We start from the raw sequence: 18,805 nt of genomic DNA on the forward strand, positions 1-18,805 counted from the left end.
GGAACTTTTTGATGAGATGAAGGCGTCCTATACTTAACAGGACGTCTTTTCTCTTTATTATTCATAGCCAAATTGCTTACTCATGTAGAGAGCATTTATGAAATGTGAAAAGGTCATTAATGATACAATCATCGATTTTTTAACAAACTCATTCTTTAATATGTGTATAGTTCTAAAACAAGCTAGTACATACATAGTCAATTTAGAGGGAAAAAAAAGACAAAAGGCGCTTTTGTTTGTTATGATAGGTTAGTATACGTCCGATTAGTTGTAGTGGGGGAGTTAGCATGTTTAAAAAGCTATTAGGTAAACAAATAAATATGGATACACTATCATTGGAGGAGCGTGTGGCCCTAACTAAAAGCGAGCCGATTCCTGCCCATGTAGCGATTATTATGGACGGAAATGGACGTTGGGCGAAGAAACGAGCTATGCCACGTGTTGCTGGTCATCATGAAGGAATGAAGACGGTACGTAAGGTAACGAGATTTGCGTCAGACTTAGGTATTAAAGTCTTAACTGTCTATGCATTTTCCACTGAAAATTGGAAGCGACCAAAACCTGAGGTTGATTTTCTGATGCGGCTACCTGTTGAATTTTTAGGTTCTTTTTTACCAGAGATGATGGAGCGTAATGTACGTGTCGAAATGATCGGTGACCCATCTTTATTACCTGCCCATACACAAAAAGCGTTGTATGAGGCAATGGAAGAAACGAAGCATAATACAGGGCTTATTCTAAATTTTGCGTTGAATTATGGTAGTCGTTCTGAAATGGTCAATGCCATGAAGAGGATGCTTCAGAAAGTGCAGGACGGTCAATTAACGATGCAAGACATAACAGAAGATTGCTTAACATCTCATTTAATGACGGCCCATTTACCTGAGCCAGATCTTTTAATTCGTACAAGTGGTGAAGTGCGATTAAGTAACTTTATGCTATGGCAGCTCGCCTATACAGAATTTTGGTTTACAGATACATTGTGGCCAGATTTTAGTGAGGAAACCTTACTGGAAGCGGTGGAAAACTATCAGAAACGTAATCGCCGTTACGGTGGGTTGAAGGGAGAAGAAACAACTTGAAACAACGTATTATCACGGCAATAATCGCAGCAGCACTTTTTATTCCGTTCGTTATTTATGGCAAAGTACCGTTTACCATACTTGTGCTTGCAATGGCTATTGTCGGTTTTTATGAAATATTAAAAATGAAAGGTATTTCCATTTTTTCTGTACCTGGCTTCTTAGGGCTGGTCACGTTAATTTTACTTGTTATCCCGAAGGACTGGAGTGAACAGGTTGTAGAATTAATAGGCTATTCGTCTAATCTAATGGTAGTCTATGGTCTCATGATGCTACTTCTTATTTACGTGGTTTTAGTGAAAAATAAAATAACTTTTGATGAAGTTGGTTTTATTTTATTAGGTGCATTTTATGTGGGATTAGGATTCCATTATTTAATTGAAACAAGAAATGTTGGATTAGAGTATGTTGTTTATTGCTTATTAGTGGTTTGGACAACAGATTCCGGTGCTTATTTTGTAGGCAGAAAATTAGGAAAAAATAAGTTATGGCCAGAAATCTCACCAAAGAAAACGATTGAGGGTTTTATAGGTGGAATTGTCATTGCTGTCATTTTTGCAGTTGGTATGCAACTCATTTACCCATTCGCAAATGGTTATATATCACTTGTTTTTGTAACGATTTTTGCCTCAATCATTGGTCAAATGGGCGATTTGGTAGAGTCCGCTATTAAACGTCATTTTGATGTAAAAGATTCGGGCAATATTTTACCAGGGCATGGCGGGATTTTAGATCGCTTTGATAGTCTATTATTTGTCGTGCCACTACTTCATTTTCTACATTTATTTGGTAATTAATCTGTATACGAAAAGGCAGCTTGCTAAATCATTTGCTTAGATAGAAAAAAGGGGACAATTTGTTGTGAAAAAAATTAGTTTATTGGGTGCTACTGGTTCAATCGGTTGGCAAACCTACGATATTTTAAAAGAACAACGTGATGCTTTTCAATTAGTGGCTTTTTCTTCAGGGAAAAACTTAGAGAAAACGCGAGAAATGATTGAAACATTAAAGCCCGAATTAGTTTCAGTGCAATTAGAAGAAGACGCACTTACGCTTGCTAGTGAGTTTCCAAATATCCAATTTACGTTTGGAGCAAAAGGACTTGTAGAGGTCGCAACACACCCAGATTCGACTGTACTAGTCAATGCCGTGCTTGGAAGTGTAGGGCTTGAATCAACATTAGCAGCAATTCGTATGGGCAAAACGATTGCTATTGCTAATAAAGAAACCCTTGTAACTGCTGGACATATAGTGATGGCAGAGGCGAAAAAATACAAGGCAACCATTTTGCCTGTAGATAGTGAACACTCTGCCATCTTCCAATCGATGAATGGCGAGAATCCGAAAAATATTGAACGTTTGATTATTACTGCTTCTGGTGGTAGCTTCCGTGATAAAACGCGAGAGCAATTAAAACACGTGACGGTCGCAGATGCACTTAATCATCCGAACTGGTCTATGGGTGCAAAAATTACGATAGATTCCGCTACAATGATGAATAAGGGATTAGAAGTCATTGAAGCACATGTTTTATTTGATATGCCATATGATAAAATAGATGTACTTTTGCATAGAGAAAGTATTATTCACTCTCTAGTTGAGTATCATGATACTAGTGTTATTGCTCAGCTAGGTACACCAGATATGCGTGTGCCAATCCAATATGCTTTAAGCTACCCAGATCGTATACCATTACATAATGGTCAGCGACTAAATTTAGCGCAAATTGGTCAACTACATTTTCAAGAGATGGACTTTGAGCGATACCCTGCTTTACGTTTAGCATATGAGGCTGGTCGTATGGGTGGTACCATTTTGACAGCGATGAATGCAGCAAACGAAGCAGCAGTTGCAGCCTTTTTACAAGGGAAAATCACATTCCTTGAAATTGATGAGACGATTGAGCGTGTGATGCAAGCACACCAAAACATTGCAATACCAGATTTACAAACCATATTACATGTGGATAGTGAGACAAGAAAAATAGTGTTAGACATGGTAAAATAACGAAAGCACTGTATCGTTAACTAATCGCTATTAAAGGTGGGGTAATATGCAAACAGCCATTGCATTTATATTAATATTTGGCATGCTCGTCTTCTTCCATGAACTTGGACATTTCTTATTCGCCAAACGTGCAGGCATTTTAGTACGTGAATTTGCTATCGGAATGGGTCCCAAAATTTATGGGAGAACACATGGAGAAACAATGTATACCATTCGATTATTACCTATCGGGGGATACGTACGTATGGCCGGCGAGGATATGGATGGCACTGAATTACAGCCGGGCTACCGAATAGGGCTTATTGTGAATGAGGATAATATTGTTAAAAAAATTATTTTCAATCAAAATAATAAGCAGTTACCAGATTTATTATTTTTAGAAGTTGAACGTGCTGATTTAGAGAAGGAGTTATTTGTAGAGGGCTATGATGAAGAAGAACGTTTAGTTCGTTATCAAGTAGCTAGAGATTGTGTTCTTGTGGAAAATGGTCGTGAACTGGTCATTGCACCACAGGATCGTCAATTTAATGCAAAAACAGTTGGTCAACGAGCGATGACCATCTTTGCAGGTCCTTTGTTTAACTTTATTCTTGCGTTTGTGATTTATTTAGTGATTGGATTAATCCATGGAGTACCAACTTATGAGCCAATCATCACGGAAGTAGTAGAGAATGATCCAGCTGCACAAGCAGGGATGCTTGCAGGAGATAGAGTAACATCTATTAACGGACAAGCTGTTGAAAAATGGCAGGATTTAGCCGCTATCGTTCAAGATCATCCAAACGAAGATATTGCCGTGACAGTTGATCGAAATGGACAATCTGTGAACTTAAATATGACCGTGAAGGAAATCCAACAGGACGGTGAAAAATATGGTCAAATAGGTGTGCGCTATGAAAGCCCAAGGGAGTTTAACCCAATAAAGGCGGTTGTCTATGGAGCACAAGAAACCTATAATATGACTGTGAAAATATTTGAACTATTAGGTATGCTGATTACTGGTAAGTTCACAATCGATGCACTTTCTGGTCCTGTAGGTATTTATAAAGCAACAGAGCAAGTTGCCCAGTATGGTATTATGAACTTAATGAATTGGGCAGCAATGCTAAGTATTAACTTAGGAATTATGAACCTACTTCCATTACCAGCACTTGACGGAGGTCGTTTATTATTCTTTGGTTTTGAAGCGCTACGTGGTAAACCAATTGACCGTCAAAAAGAAGGGATTGTACATTTTGTAGGAATCGTCCTACTGATGATTTTAATGGTGGTCGTTACATGGAACGATATACAACGATTCTTCTTTTAAATGATCTACAGTTAAATGAAATTTGATTTCCTAGCTTTGAGCGCAATTTCGATGAAACATTGCGCTCAAAGCTAAATTTGTTTATGCTATTGAGAGTATAAACTTATCTATTGAAAAAGGTGGAACACTGAATGAAGCAAAGTAAAACATTTATCCCAACGTTACGTGAAGTACCTGCTGATGCTGAAGTAAAATCACATAAGCAATTACTACGTGCAGGGTTTATTCGTCAAAATACAAGTGGGGTATACTCGTATTTACCGCTTGCAAAACGTGTGCTAACAAAAATTGAAACAATTATCCGTGAAGAAATGGAAGCTATCAACTCCATTGAGCTTCTAATGCCATCCCTACAATCTGCTGAGCTATGGCAGGAGTCAGGTCGCTGGGAAAAATACGGGCCTGAATTAATGCGCTTAAAAGACCGTCATGACCGTGATTTTGCATTAGGACCAACACATGAAGAAGTCATTACTACTTTAGTACGTGATGAAATTAAATCATATAAAAAATTACCGTTAACATTGTATCAAATTCAAACCAAATTCCGTGATGAAAAACGTCCTCGCTTTGGCTTACTACGAGGAAGAGAATTTATCATGAAAGATGCTTATTCTTTCCATGCGTCACGTGAAAGTTTAGATGAAACATATGAAGATATGTACCGTGCTTATTCTAATATTTTCTCCCGCCTTGGCTTAAACTACCGCGCCGTTATTGCAGATGCAGGTTCAATTGGCGGTAAAGGTACACATGAATTTATGGTGCTTTCTGAAATCGGTGAAGATACAATTGCATACTCGGATACTTCGGACTATGCAGCAAACATCGAAATGGCTGAAGTCATCGTTGACTATCAACCATCTGATGAGGCTTTAAAAGAAGTGGAAAAAGTAGCAACACCAGAACAAAAAACGATTGAAGAAGTTTCAGCATTCTTAAAAGTAGAGCCAGCCAATGTCATCAAATCTTTAGTTTTTGATGTAGATGGTGAGCTTGTTGTAGTCCTAGCACGTGGGGATCATGAAATTAATGATATCAAATTGAAAAATGCACTTGATGCAGGGTCAGTGGAACTTGCTAGTGAAGCAGCAATTAAAGATTTATTAGGCTGTGGCGTTGGTTCAATTGGTCCAGTGAAACTACCAGTAGACGTAAAAGTAGTAGCAGACCAAGCAATTAAATCCATCCGTAATGGTATTGCAGGTGCTAACGAAGATGGATTCCACTTAGTCAATGTTAACCCAGAGCGTGATTTTGCAGTTAATGACTATTTAGATATTCGTTTTATTCAAGAGGGAGATCCTTCTCCTGATGGACAAGGTATCATTAAATTTGCAGAAGGTATCGAGGTTGGTCATATTTTCAAATTAGGTACTACATATTCTGCTAAAATGAATGGTACTTTCTTAGATGAGCAAGGAAAGGCTCAACCATTTATTATGGGTTGCTATGGTATTGGTGTATCTCGTATTCTAGCTGCTGTAGCTGAGCACTTCCAAGATGACAATGGCTTTACATGGCCAACACAATTAGCGCCATATGATATTCATGTTGTACCAGTTAACACAAAAGATGAGGCGCAAGTGGCATTAGCAGAGGAGCTGTATGGCTTATTAAAATCATACCGTTATGATGTGCTATTAGATGATCGTCCTGAACGTGCAGGTGTAAAATTCGCGGACGCTGATTTAATTGGTCTACCTGTTCGAGTAACTGTCGGTAAAAAAGCAACAGAGGGTATTATAGAGGTGAAATTCCGTCAAACGGGTGAAACATTTGAATGGAAAAAAGAAGAAGTCATTGATCACCTTAACGAATTTTTCCGTAAAAACTAATGACCTGCTAGAAGGTTGGTCATAATTGGAAGCCAATGCTTTTGATAGAGGCTTTCGTATAAATTTGATAAGATAGATATAAATAATTCGCGACACTTCTGCGGGACAGTGAGCCAAGCAAGAAACAACAGATGGTAAAATCTCTGTTAAACTTGAAGAGCGCCCGCAGTGTGGGAGCGAATTTTTTTCTTGAATTCTCATCATGCGTTTGAGACGAATTAGAACATGAGGCTAAATAAGCTGCCTCTTTCTGAAAGTAGGTGTCATTAGATTGGAACAGCAACAAGAGGCAAGAATGAGACTTCGAATGCTCTTGCAACAATTAGAGTTAACAGATGATGTATACATGTCATTTTTTGAGGAAGGTGAATTATCACGCCTGACAGTTCATAAAAAGGACAGACTTTGGCATTTCACCATTAAGTTAAGAGATATACTACCGTTTTCGTTATATCAGCTTTTCCGTACGCATTTGACAGAGAAGTTTTCAGCGATCGCGCAAGTTAATACGACATTTGAAACGTTAGAGCAAAATGTGACAGAGGAACTGGTGCAAGCTTACTGGCTAAATGTTGTGGAACAAATTGATGAGATGGCCCCACCGCTTAAAAATTGTCTCGTCTCTCAAGTACCAACATGGAACGGCCAAAAGATGACATTATCCTGCATGCAGGAAATGGAATTTATGATGCTAAAAACAAAGTATGCTGACAAACTAGCAGAAAGCTATGGTCAATTTGGTTTCCCTCGTATGGCAATCGACTTTGTGCTACAAGAAGAAACGGAAGAAATGATTGCGGCACAGGAAGCGTTTATGGAGCAGAAACGTCTGGAAGAAGTGGCTCTGGCACAGCAAGCGATGCAGGATTTCCAAAAACGTGAGCAAGAGAAGAAGGACAATCCAGCACTGGCGAACCTTGGTGACCGTCCCTTCCAACTTGGAATGCATATTAAAGATGATGAAATCATGGAAATTAAACGGATTGTTGAAGAAGAACGCCGTGTTATTATTGAAGGATTTGTCTTTGATGCGGAAATTAAAGAGTTAAAAAGTGGACGTTCCTTATTACAAATCAAAATTACCGACTATACAGATTCCATCATTGTTAAAATGTTTTCTCGTGATAATGATGATGCCGAATTAATGCAACATCTGAAAAAGGGCATGTGGGTTAAAGTTCGAGGCTCTGTGCAAACAGATACATTCATTCGTGATTTAATCGTCATGGCGAATGATATTAATGAAATCAAAAAAGAAACACGACAGGATTTAGCACCAGAGGGTGAAAAGCGTGTTGAGTTACATTTGCATACACCAATGAGCCAAATGGATGCTGTTACACCTGTTGATCGGCTTGTTGCACAGGCTGCAAAGTGGGGGCATCCAGCAATAGCTATTACGGATCATGCGGTTGTGCAATCTTTCCCTGAAGCATATGCGGCGGGGAAAAAACATGGCATTAAGATTATTTATGGTCTGGAAGCAAATTTAGTGGATGATGGTGTACCAATTGCCTATGCTCCAGAGCATCGTTTATTGGCAGACACAACGTATGTTGTTTTTGACGTAGAAACGACAGGGCTATCCACTGCATACGATACGATTATTGAGTTGGCTGCAGTTAAAATTAAAGATGGACATGTTATCGATAAATATGAAAGCTTTGCAAATCCACATCATCCACTTTCGGCCACTACCATTGAATTAACAGGTATTACAGATGATATGGTTCGAAATGCACCAGAGGTAGAGCAGGTCATTAAAGAATTTCATGCCTTTATCGGTGACGCAATTGTTGTCGCTCATAACGCGTCATTTGATATAGGCTTCCTCTATACAGGCTATAAAAAATTTGGTCTTGAAGAGACGGTCCATCCTGTAATTGACACATTAGAGCTAGCAAGGTTGCTTTATCCTACAATGAAAAACCATCGTTTGAATACCCTTTGTAAAAAATTCAATATTGAATTAACACAACATCACCGAGCGATTTATGATACAGAGGCGACAGGGTATTTACTGCTGCAGCTATTAAAGGATGCGGATGAGCTAGCTATCAACTACCATGATGACTTCAATAAGCATATTGGTGGTGGGGATGCCTATAAAAAAGGTAGACCTATGCATTGTACGATTTTAGCAGTAGATAATGCAGGCTTAAAAAACTTATTTAAAATCGTCTCACATTCGCATACAAAAACATTCTATCGTGTTCCTCGGGTGACACGGGCAGTGCTTGAGCAATATCGCGAGGGTTTATTAGTAGGATCTGGTTGTAGTAATGGTGAAGTATTCGAAACAATGATGAATAAATCTCCTGAGGAAGCAGAGAAAGTCGCTCGTTTTTACGATTATATTGAGGTGCAACCGAAGGCTGTATATGCGCCATTAATCGAACGAAATGTTGTGCGTGATGAATGGACATTAGAAGATATTATCCGTAAACTTGTTAAACTTGGGAAGAAGCTAGATAAGCCTGTTGTTGCTACTGGCAATGTCCATTATTTAGATCCAACAGATGGAATGTTCAGGCAAATACTCATTGGTTCACAAGGTGGAGCGAATATTTTAAATCGATCCAAGCTACCGGAGGTTCATTTTAGAACAACTGATGAAATGCTGAAAGAATTTGATTTTTTAGGACCGGATCTTGCAAAAGAAGTAGTTGTGACGAATGCTCAAAAAGTAGCAGCAAGTATTGGCGACGTCAAACCGATTAAGGATGACCTCTATACACCAAAAATTGAAGGCTCTGATGATGAGGTAACTAATTTAACTTATGAAATGGCCCATCGTATTTATGGTGAGGACTTACCAGAAATCGTGAAGGCTCGAATTGAGAAAGAATTAAAATCGATTTTGGGTCACGGTTTTGGGGTAATTTATTTAATTTCTGCCAAGCTAGTGAAAAAATCATTAGCTGATGGCTATTTAGTAGGGTCACGTGGTTCGGTTGGTTCTTCGTTAGTAGCAACTTTTATGGAAATTACAGAGGTTAACCCATTACCTCCTCACTATATTTGTCCTAGTTGTAAACATTCCGAGTTTTTCGATGATGGATCTGTCAGCTCTGGCTTCGATTTACCAAATAAAGACTGTACAGAATGTGGCACACCTTATAAAAAAGATGGACAAGATATACCATTTGAAACCTTCCTTGGTTTTAAAGGTGACAAGGTACCCGATATCGATTTGAGTGCGACACGTTGCTAATTGAAAAGATTAGCCACCATTAATGGTAGAACTGCTATTTCGAAGTGTGGAATGACGGAGTAACGCCCCGAAACACACTCGCTGAAGCTACGACATGCAAGCGGATGACTGCAAAATTGAAACTTGTATGAAGCTCGTTAAAGTGGGCTGAAGTTCACCCAAACAGTACGGCTGTGGAAAAGGAGACATCCTGTGAATGATAGGTCTGGCGTCTATAAACTTTCTATGGTTAGAATCAGTAGATTGACTGGGACGAACCCTCGATTGACTTTTCGTGAATATCACGTAGTAGAAATGCTGCGGGGTCCAAATTAGGGCTTCTAGGTGTGGATGAGTAAGCGTTTGATTATGAAAATCCATCTTGTGTTACAGGCACATGCAAGCCTAGCGGAATTTAGGGGGAACCTAAGGGAAGATGTACAGATAGAAATAGTGGAACGTGTGAAGCTCCAAACGTAAGAGACAGTTGCATGTCGATGACGACGGTACGAGGAAAGGCTTTTAGCTATAACTCGTTTTAACGGAGTGGCAGTAGTGCCGTAGTACCGATGATGAAATGCCAGTGATGACTGAATAACAAATAGGTCGGAGGAAAAAAACATTTCTGAGGGAAGGGCACAAGTCGTTAGTGTTGAAAACAAACCTACACAAGTCAGATTCTAGTATGACTAAAGAGAACGAAAGCTCAATGGGAGTGATTAGTTGACTGACTTAATGATTCAAAAGTTAAGAAACAATGAGTATTTTGGATTGCAAACAACTTTTGATGATCTTTATAACGAAAGTAAAAGTGGTCGTTATTTTACAGACCTTTATGATGTGATTATTTCCGAAGAAAATATCATGCTCGCCTTTCGTAACCTTAAAAGTAATACAGGTAGTAAAACGAAAGGTACTAATGGACACACAATTAAACATTTAAACAAAATGAATGCTGATAAACTAATCAAGCTTGTTCGAAGAAGACTAGAAAATTATTCACCACATGCAGTAAGAAGGTTATTCATACCAAAACCGAATGGAAAGATGCGACCTCTTGGTATCCCAACTATTGAGGATAGATTAATACAGCAAATGTTTTTGCAAGTATTAGAACCGATTACAGAGGCGAAATATCATCCGCAAAGTTATGGCTTTAGACCGAAACGAAGCACACATGATGCACTCGCAAGATGCTATCATATGGTGAATCATAGTCATCAACATTTTGTCGTTGATATCGATATTAAAGGTTTCTTCGATAATGTAAATCATAAAAAGCTAATGAGACAATTATGGACGATTGGTATTAGGGATAAAAAAGTATTAGTAATCATCAAAAAGATGCTGAAAGCTGAAATTACAGGTGAAGGAGTACCAACGAAAGGAACGCCCCAAGGAGGAATTTTATCTCCGCTACTTGCCAATGTAGTATTAAACGAGTTGGATTGGTGGATTTCAAATCAATGGGAAACGAAACCGACACGAGTACCTTATAAGCTAAAACGCAATAAAACGGACGCACTTAAAAAGACAAGGTTAAAACCAATGTATCTAGTTCGATACGCAGATGATTTTAAAATATTCACGAACTCATATGAAAATGCTCGAAAGATTAAAATAGCTGTTGAAAAATGGTTAAAAGAACGATTAGGGCTAGAAATTAGTGAAGAAAAAAGTAAAATCACGAATTTGCGTAAGAATGGTACAGACTTTTTAGGAGTTCGCTTTAGAGCGGTACAAAAAGGCAATGCGAAAACAGGATACATCGTCAATTCTAAGATGGACCCAAGAGCAAAAGAAAAGGTACAAGGCGTTATAAGGCATCAGCTAGTAAAACTAAGAAAAAGTCCTACTCCACAAAAAGTGATGAATTTTAATGCGAATATTTTAGGGCTGCAAAACTATTATAAGATTGCAACTCGGATCGCTCAGGATTTTAATGAGATAAGGCATAACATTCACCCAAACATTAAATCACTCATGATAAGAAACATCTTTTTGAAAACAAAAGAAACAAACGGAGTGATTGATAAATTTTACGGAGATTACAATTATCCACGTTTCAAAAGCAATGGATTGCTGGTATATCCTATTGAAGCTGTTCGACATGATATACGAGGACAGCGAAAGCCTGAATTCACAATTTACAATGAAGTTGATAGGAAAGTAATTCATAAAGATTTAAAACAAGTGTCCATTCGAGAAATCGAAATGTTTCGTAAAGGAATATATAAATCAAAAAGTGTTCTGTATGAGAATAACCGATTGAGTAAATATGTAGCACAAAAAGGCTGCTGTGGTATTACGGGTGAGAGATTAACACCTCATCAAGCGTTATGTCATCATATTAAATCAACAGCACAAGGTGGTACAGATGAATACGATAACTTGATTATTATTAATAGAAAGTATCATATGCTCATTCACAATTCAGACCCTTTAAGGAATAAAGAATATCAGAAGATTTTAAGTAAATTCGAAATAAAAGCAATGAACAAATTAAACAGGCTAAGAACGGAAGTAGGAAATCCAAAGCTTAGCCTATAACATTCAACAAAACTAACGATGGAACGCCGTGTGAGTGTGAAAGCCTCATGCACGGTGTGGGACGGGGGAAAAGCTGGCGATAACTTCAAAGGCTTACCTATCGTCATATTTTTCGGGTGAATATCAACCACAAGCTCACAACTATACAAAGGTGCTATTTGGTGAGGATTATGTATACCGTGCCGGAACAATTGGTACAGTGGCGGAGAAAACAGCATATGGCTATGTAAAAGGCTATGCAAATGATCATAATTTACATTTCCGAGGTGCGGAAGTCGATCGTTTAGTTCAAGGCTGTACAGGCGTAAAACGTACATCAGGGCAACACCCTGGGGGAATTATTGTTGTACCTGATTATATGGATATTTATGACTTCTCTCCAGTACAGTTCCCTGCAGATGCGCAGGATGCAGAATGGCGGACAACCCATTTTGACTTCCACTCGATTCATGACAATATTTTAAAGCTTGATATACTTGGACACGATGATCCGACGGTGATCAGGATGTTGCAGGATTTATCTGGAATAGATCCAAAAACAATTCCAACCGATGATCCTGTCGTGATGAAAATTTTTAGTTCTCCAGAAACGTTAGGAGTCACAGAAAAGCAAATTGGCTGTAAGACAGGAACATTGGGTATCCCGGAATTTGGTACACGTTTCGTACGTCAAATGCTAGAAGATACAAAGCCTTCCACATTCTCAGAGCTTGTACAAATTTCTGGACTTTCACATGGAACAGACGTATGGCTAGGCAATGCACAGGAATTAATTCAAAACGGTACATGTGTGCTGAAAGAAGTAATTGGTTGTCGTGATGATATTATGGTGTATTTAATTTACCAAGGTCTAGAGCCGTCATTAGCCTTTAAAATCATGGAATCTGTTCGTAAAGGGAAAGGTTTATCAGAAGAGTTTGAAGCCGAGATGCTCGCCAATAAAGTACCAGGCTGGTATATCGAATCCTGTAAAAAGATAAAATATATGTTCCCAAAAGCCCATGCGGCAGCTTACGTGTTAATGGCTGTACGTATTGCGTGGTTCAAGGTACATTTCCCAATTCTTTATTATGCAGCGTATTTCACAGTTCGGGCAGATGATTTCGATTTAATTGCGATGGTTCAAGGATCACAAATGATTCGAGCACGTATTGATGAAATTAATATGAAAGGTTTAGATGCATCCACTAAAGAGAAAAACTTATTAACGGTGTTGGAGCTTGCGTTGGAAATGTGTGAACGAGGTATGAGTTTCCAAAAGGTTGACTTATATCGCTCTCAAGCCAGTGAATTTGTCATTGATGGCAATTCACTCATCCCTCCATTCGACGCGATACCAGGCCTTGGGACTAACGTGGCCAAAACGATAGTAGCTGCTCGTGAAGAGGGAGAGTTTTTATCCAAGGAAGATTTACAGCAACGTGGTCGTGTATCCAAAACACTTATTGAATACATGGATCAGCTTGGATGTTTAGAAGGCATGCCTGATGCTAATCAGTTATCACTATTCTAGTATGGGATTTGTTTCGTATTGAAAGGTCTTCATGCATTTTCAAATTCCTGACACAATATGGTTATCTTTAATGACGGAAATTTGCATTGTGTCGAGAACTGTGCTATTCTTATGGTAATAATTTGTTGATATTTTTCCAGCAAAAGAGTGGGGCATACCCGCTCTTTTCTGTTGTTTAACCGTAGCAAAACAAATTTTGACTAACAGCAGGTAAGACCGTTAAATTTCACCAAAGCAACTGGTGGAATTTCTGTTTTATTATGGTTCATTACTGCGTTAACTGATAGTAATGAACAATTCATACGCTAGAATTTGATAAATACAGGAGGAAATAATGAGCAAAGTACCATCTTTAATTGAAGAGCTCGCTAAACCAATTGTGGATGAGTTAAATCTTGAGCTAGTGGATATTGAGTTCGTAAAAGAAGGACGTAACTGGTTTTTACGCGTCTATGTTGATACACCTGAGGGTGCAATTGACATTGACCAATGTGCTCAAGTTAGTGAACGACTAAGCTTGTTATTGGATGAAAAAGATCCAATTACACAAAATTATTATTTAGAGGTTTCTTCGCCTGGAGCGGAACGTCCATTAAAAAAAGATACAGATTTTGAAAAAGCAGTTGGTAAATTTATTTACGTAAAAACCTACAAGCCCATCAAGGACATGAAGGAATTCCTAGGCTACTTAACGTCATACGATGAACATACATTAGTGATGGAAGTGCGTATTAAAACACGTAAAATGACAGTAACAATTGAACAAGAAAAAATCGCATTGGCACGTCTTGCCATTGATTTTTCAGCATAATGCATATTTAGGAGTGAAAACAAAATGAGTAGTGATTTGTTAGATGCGCTGAATGCGCTAGAAGAACAAAAAGGAATTTCAAGAGATGTGTTAATTGAAGCCATTGAAGCGGCATTAGTTACAGCTTACAAACGCAACTTTAACCAAGCACAAAATGTTCGAGTGGACTTAAATTTAGATAAGGGCTCAATTCGTGTATTTTCACGTAAAGATGTGGTGGAAGAGGTAGAAGATGATCGTTTGCAAATTTCGCTAGAAGATGCAAAAGTCATTAATCCAGCTTATCAGCTAGAGGACATCGTGGAGCAGGAAGTAACGCCACGCAACTTCGGACGCATTGCTGCACAAACAGCAAAACAGGTAGTCACACAGCGTGTACGTGAAGCGGAACGAGGTTTAATCTATGAGCAATACGTAGATCGTGAAGATGATATCGTAACGGGTGTTGTTGAACGTTTAGATGCTCGTAATATCTATGTAGGTCTTGGGAAAGTAGAAGCGGCATTGCCAGTTAATGAACAAATCCAAGGCGAATCCTATCATCCACATGATCGTATTAAAGTATATATTACAAAAGTTGAACGTACGACACGTGGACCTCAAGTGATTGTGTCCCGTACACATCCTGGTTTATTACGCCGATTATTTGAGATGGAAGTACCTGAAATTTATGAGGGTATTGTAGAGATTAAATCAATTGCACGTGAAGCTGGAGATCGCTCTAAAATTTCTGTCTTTGCGCATAATGAAGAAGTAGATCCAGTAGGTTCATGTGTTGGGGCAAAGGGAGCTCGTGTACAAACGATTGTCAATGAACTAAATGGTGAAAAAATTGATATCGTAGAATGGTCTGAAGATCCGGTTGTCTTTGTAGCTAATGCATTAAGCCCATCGAAAGTATTAGATGTTCAAGTGAATGAAGAAGAAAAATCGACAACAGTTGTCGTACCAGACTATCAATTATCTCTAGCAATTGGTAAACGCGGACAAAATGCACGTCTAGCAGCGAAGCTTACTGGTTGGAAAATTGATATTAAGAGTGAGACAGATGCTCGTGGATTAGGTATTTATCCTTCGGCTACAAGCACTTTCATCCCTGCGGATGATGAAGAAAGTGATTTTGATGATGTAGCAGTTGACTTATATCAAGATGACGAAGAATAAGTAAGAAAGCCCCGTGTGACAAGTTAGCTGACAGTATTCAGTGGGCCCCCTACGCCGACTGAATACTGTCAGAGCGTCAAGTAGAGCATAACTTGTCCACCTCTTACGACAAGCTTCAGAGAGGAATGGTGATTCTTATGGCTGTAAACAAAAAAGTACCTCTTCGTAAATGTGTAGCAACTGGAGAAATGCTACCAAAGAAAGAGATGGTACGTGTTGTTCGTTCAAAAGAGGGCGAAGTAAGTGTAGATGTCTCCGGAAAAAAACCTGGGCGTGGTGCCTATGTCTCTAAATCAGAGCAGGCAGTTGACATCGCGCGTAAGAAAAATGTATTAGGGCACCAGCTTGATGTTAAAATTCCTGAAGAAATTTATGAGGAACTTATTTTGCTGATTCGTAGGGAGTCAATTTTATGATAAATCAAGCAATATTTAATTTGCTTGGGATCGCGGCAAGAGCACGTAAAGTGATTTCAGGAGAAGAGCTAGTAGTAAAGGAAGTCCGTAATGGCAATGCTAAGATAGTATTGCTTGCAAACGATGCTTCTAAAAACTCTAGTAAGAAAATTCAAGATAAGTGCACGTACTACAACGTTGAGTATCATGTAATTGGAGATCGTTATGATCTAGGACATGCTACAGGTAAGGAGGCCCGAGTGGCTTTAGCTATTACCGATAAAGGTTTTGCACGTAAATTGTCTAGTCTACTCAACGAAAACTAATCGGGGGTGAGCAGATGACCAAAATCAGAGTTCATGAATATGCGAAGCAAGTGAATAAAACGAGTAAAGAGGTTATTGAAGCACTAAGTAAATTAAATGTGAGTGTAACAAACCATATGTCTATGTTAGAGAAAGACGCTGTGGCAAAGTTAAATCAAACATTTAAAGCAACACCTGAGAAAAATGTAGCAAAACAATCAACTCAAAACATGGCACAAAAACCTCAATCAAATGGCCAGCAAAAACCACAGCATTCGGTGAAAAAGCAAGAAGGACAAAGGCAGCAATCTGCTACTTCTAAGCCAAAAGCAAACAACCAGCAACACGCACAGCAAAACTCAAATTCGTCTAACGAAAAATCTAAGAATACAAAAGGTAATCAAAATAGAAATATGACACAAAATAATAATAATAACAATAATAATAATAATCGTAGAGGTGGCGGTGGTTACAACCAACGTCCAAAACCAGGGATTCATGGAGGCAAACGTCGCCATCCAAAAACGCATCAACCGTCTATACCAGTTAAACAAAAGGAACTGCCAGAAAAAATTACTTTTGTTGAATCATTATCAGTAGCGGAATTAGCAAAAAAATTACACCGTGAGCCGTCTGAAATCATTAAGAAATTATTTATGCTTGGGGTAATGGCAACAATTAACCAAGAATTAGATAAGGATGCAATTGAATTAATTTGCGCAGACTATGGTGTAGAAGTGGAAGAAGAAATTCGTGTAGATATTACGGATTTAGAAACACACTTCGAGCAAACAGAAGAAGTGAACGAAGCTGAATTATCAGAACGTCCACCAGTTGTAACAATCATGGGTCACGTTGACCACGGTAAAACAACATTATTAGATTCTATTCGTAATACTAAAGTGACAGCAGGAGAAGCTGGCGGTATTACACAACATATTGGCGCATACCAAGTAACGGAAGGCGATAAGAAAATTACTTTCCTTGATACTCCAGGGCACGCAGCTTTCACAACAATGCGCGCACGTGGTGCAAAAGTAACGGATTTAACAATTTTAGTTGTAGCTGCTGATGATGGCGTCATGCCACAAACAGTAGAAGCGATTAATCACGCTAAAGCAGCCGAAGTACCAATTATTGTAGCTGTGAATAAAATGGATAAACCATCAGCAAATCCTGATCGTGTGATGCAAGAATTAACAGAGCATGGCCTAGTTCCTGAAGCATGGGGTGGCGAAACAATTTTCGTACCAATTTCTGCATTAAAAGGTGAAGGCATCGATACATTGCTCGAAATGATTCTACTTGTAGCTGAGGTTGGTGAGCTTAAAGCGAACCCAGATCGTTTAGCACTTGGTACAGTTATTGAAGCGCAACTTGATAAAGGACGTGGCTCTGTTGCTACGTTATTAGTACAAGATGGAACTTTAAAAGTAGGTGACCCGATTGTTGTAGGTCATGCGTATGGTCGTGTACGTGCGATGGTGAATGACAAAGGTCGTCGTGTGAAAGAAGCTGGCCCATCAACACCAGTAGAAATTACAGGTTTAAATGATGTACCTCAAGCTGGTGACCGCTTCGTAGTCTTTGAAGACGAGAAAACAGCACGCCAAGTTGGGGAAACTCGTGCCATGTCAGCAATTCAAGCACAGCGTTCAGAAAAGCAACGTGTTACGCTGGATAACTTATTTGAACAAATGAGCCAAGGCGAAATGAAAGAGCTTAACTTAATTGTGAAAGCTGACGTTCAAGGTACTGTTGAAGCAATGGCTGCTTCCTTAATGAAAATTGATGTAGAAGGCGTAAATGTGAAAATCATTCACACAGGTGCTGGTGCTATTACAGAATCTGATATTTCTCTTGCAGCAGCTTCCAATGCGATCGTTATTGGATTTAACGTACGTCCAGATGTTAACGCAAAACGTGCAGCAGAAGAAGAGGGTGTAGATATTCGCTTACACCGCATTATCTATAAAGTAATTGAAGAGATTGAACAAGCGATGAAAGGTATGCTTGATCCAGAGTTTGAAGAAAAAATTATTGGTCAAGCAGAAGTTCGTCAAACAATTAAAGTATCAAAAGTTGGTACAATTGCTGGTTCATATATAACAGAAGGAAAAGTAACGCGTGATTCAGGTGTACGTGTGATCCGTGATAACGTAGTAATATTTGAAGGTGAGCTAGATACGCTTAAACGCTTCAAAGATGAAGTGAAAGAAGTGGCAAGAGGATACGAATGTGGTATTACGATTACAAACTTCAACGATATTAGAGAAGGCGATATTATTGAAGCCTATATTATGGAAGAAGTTAAACGCGTCTAATGATCGTATATGCAGAGGTTGAATTCATCATTCAAACTGCCCATTCGTTAAAGGAAAAACGTGCTGTTTTACAGCGTATGATTACCCGCACAAAGCAGAAATTTAATGTTTCTATTGCGGAAATTGACCATCAAAATGTATGGCAGCGTACGAAATTAGGACTTGTTGCTGTTTCTTCATCAAAAGATGCAGCTGAACGGGAAATAAACCATGCGCTCCATTATTTGCAGTCAAATCCATCATGGGAACAGCTTGATGTGTGGCGAGATTATTTATAAGTAACAGTAGATAGTTGAGAGCGTGATACAGCAATA

The 18,805-nt window shown here is 38.8% G+C and carries 12 protein-coding genes and 2 pseudogenes; all 14 read left to right on the forward strand.

What is annotated here, in order from left to right; genetic code table 11:
- The first annotated feature begins 287 nt into the window (after positions 1 to 287).
- Positions 288 to 1,082 (forward strand): isoprenyl transferase, encoded by a 795-nt coding sequence (locus MHB40_RS05590; RefSeq protein ID WP_205441980.1) that lies wholly within the window; start codon positions 288 to 290, stop codon positions 1,080 to 1,082.
- Entirely contained in the window at positions 1,079 to 1,879 is an 801-nt protein-coding gene (locus MHB40_RS05595) for a phosphatidate cytidylyltransferase (RefSeq protein ID WP_205441981.1), read from the forward strand. The genes MHB40_RS05590 and MHB40_RS05595 overlap by 4 nt, the downstream gene beginning before the upstream one ends.
- 64 nt (positions 1,880 to 1,943) lie before the next feature.
- Positions 1,944 to 3,089, forward strand: a complete 1,146-nt coding sequence (dxr, locus tag MHB40_RS05600; RefSeq protein ID WP_342442711.1) for a 1-deoxy-D-xylulose-5-phosphate reductoisomerase — start codon at positions 1,944 to 1,946, stop codon at positions 3,087 to 3,089.
- Positions 3,090 to 3,135: 46 nt separating this feature from the next.
- Positions 3,136 to 4,398 carry an RIP metalloprotease RseP gene (gene rseP / locus MHB40_RS05605; protein WP_342534087.1) on the forward strand — a complete coding sequence of 421 codons (1,263 nt, stop codon included), beginning with the start codon at positions 3,136 to 3,138 and terminating at the stop codon, positions 4,396 to 4,398.
- Positions 4,399 to 4,529: 131 nt separating this feature from the next.
- A complete protein-coding gene (locus MHB40_RS05610) occupies positions 4,530 to 6,236 on the forward strand; it encodes a proline--tRNA ligase (protein ID WP_342442713.1) in 1,707 nt (568 codons plus the stop codon).
- A 271-nt stretch (positions 6,237 to 6,507) separates the two neighbouring features.
- A pseudogene (locus MHB40_RS05615) lies at positions 6,508 to 9,435 on the forward strand (PolC-type DNA polymerase III); the annotation flags it as partial.
- 717 nt (positions 9,436 to 10,152) lie between these two features.
- Complete coding sequence (gene ltrA, locus MHB40_RS05620; protein WP_342442714.1) at positions 10,153 to 11,979, forward strand: group II intron reverse transcriptase/maturase; 1,827 nt, start codon at positions 10,153 to 10,155, stop codon at positions 11,977 to 11,979.
- 109 nt (positions 11,980 to 12,088) lie between these two features.
- Positions 12,089 to 13,492, forward strand: a pseudogene (locus MHB40_RS05625) (PolC-type DNA polymerase III); the annotation flags it as partial.
- Between the two features lie 334 nt (positions 13,493 to 13,826).
- Positions 13,827 to 14,303: a ribosome maturation factor RimP gene (gene rimP / locus MHB40_RS05630; RefSeq protein WP_205441986.1), complete on the forward strand. Its 477-nt coding sequence runs from the start codon at positions 13,827 to 13,829 to the stop codon at positions 14,301 to 14,303.
- Between the two features lie 24 nt (positions 14,304 to 14,327).
- Entirely contained in the window at positions 14,328 to 15,467 is a 1,140-nt protein-coding gene (gene nusA, locus MHB40_RS05635) for a transcription termination factor NusA (RefSeq protein WP_342534088.1), read from the forward strand.
- Positions 15,468 to 15,604: 137 nt separating this feature from the next.
- Positions 15,605 to 15,883, forward strand: coding sequence for a YlxR family protein (locus MHB40_RS05640; RefSeq protein ID WP_205441989.1), 279 nt, complete (start codon positions 15,605 to 15,607; stop codon positions 15,881 to 15,883).
- The gene (locus tag MHB40_RS05645; protein WP_205441990.1) at positions 15,880 to 16,188 is read left to right on the forward strand and encodes a YlxQ family RNA-binding protein; all 309 of its coding nucleotides are present in this window, start codon (positions 15,880 to 15,882) and stop codon (positions 16,186 to 16,188) included. Before MHB40_RS05640 ends, MHB40_RS05645 begins: the two co-directional genes overlap by 4 nt.
- 14 nt (positions 16,189 to 16,202) lie before the next feature.
- Positions 16,203 to 18,491, forward strand: a complete 2,289-nt coding sequence (gene infB, locus MHB40_RS05650) for a translation initiation factor IF-2 (protein ID WP_205441991.1) — start codon at positions 16,203 to 16,205, stop codon at positions 18,489 to 18,491.
- Complete coding sequence (locus MHB40_RS05655; protein ID WP_036121391.1) at positions 18,491 to 18,769, forward strand: DUF503 domain-containing protein; 279 nt, start codon at positions 18,491 to 18,493, stop codon at positions 18,767 to 18,769. The genes infB and MHB40_RS05655 overlap by 1 nt, the downstream gene beginning before the upstream one ends.
- Positions 18,770 to 18,805 lie beyond the last annotated feature (36 nt).

The sequence above is a fragment of the Lysinibacillus sp. FSL K6-0057 genome, from assembly GCF_038630885.1.
Taxonomy (GTDB): domain Bacteria; phylum Bacillota; class Bacilli; order Bacillales_A; family Planococcaceae; genus Lysinibacillus; species Lysinibacillus fusiformis_F.

Excerpts from the sequence above, each read along its gene's own strand:
- rimP (WP_205441986.1), top strand. The coding sequence starts at position 13,827 with ATGAGCAAAGTACCATCTTTAATTGAAGAGCTCGCTAAACCAATTGTG.
- MHB40_RS05640 (WP_205441989.1), top strand. The coding sequence starts at position 15,605 with ATGGCTGTAAACAAAAAAGTACCTCTTCGTAAATGTGTAGCAACTGGA.
- rseP (WP_342534087.1), top strand. The coding sequence starts at position 3,136 with ATGCAAACAGCCATTGCATTTATATTAATATTTGGCATGCTCGTCTTC.
- MHB40_RS05645 (WP_205441990.1), top strand. The coding sequence starts at position 15,880 with ATGATAAATCAAGCAATATTTAATTTGCTTGGGATCGCGGCAAGAGCA.
- infB (WP_205441991.1), top strand. The coding sequence starts at position 16,203 with ATGACCAAAATCAGAGTTCATGAATATGCGAAGCAAGTGAATAAAACG.
- MHB40_RS05590 (WP_205441980.1), top strand. The coding sequence starts at position 288 with ATGTTTAAAAAGCTATTAGGTAAACAAATAAATATGGATACACTATCA.
- MHB40_RS05655 (WP_036121391.1), top strand. The coding sequence starts at position 18,491 with ATGATCGTATATGCAGAGGTTGAATTCATCATTCAAACTGCCCATTCG.
- nusA (WP_342534088.1), top strand. The coding sequence starts at position 14,328 with ATGAGTAGTGATTTGTTAGATGCGCTGAATGCGCTAGAAGAACAAAAA.
- MHB40_RS05610 (WP_342442713.1), top strand. The coding sequence starts at position 4,530 with ATGAAGCAAAGTAAAACATTTATCCCAACGTTACGTGAAGTACCTGCT.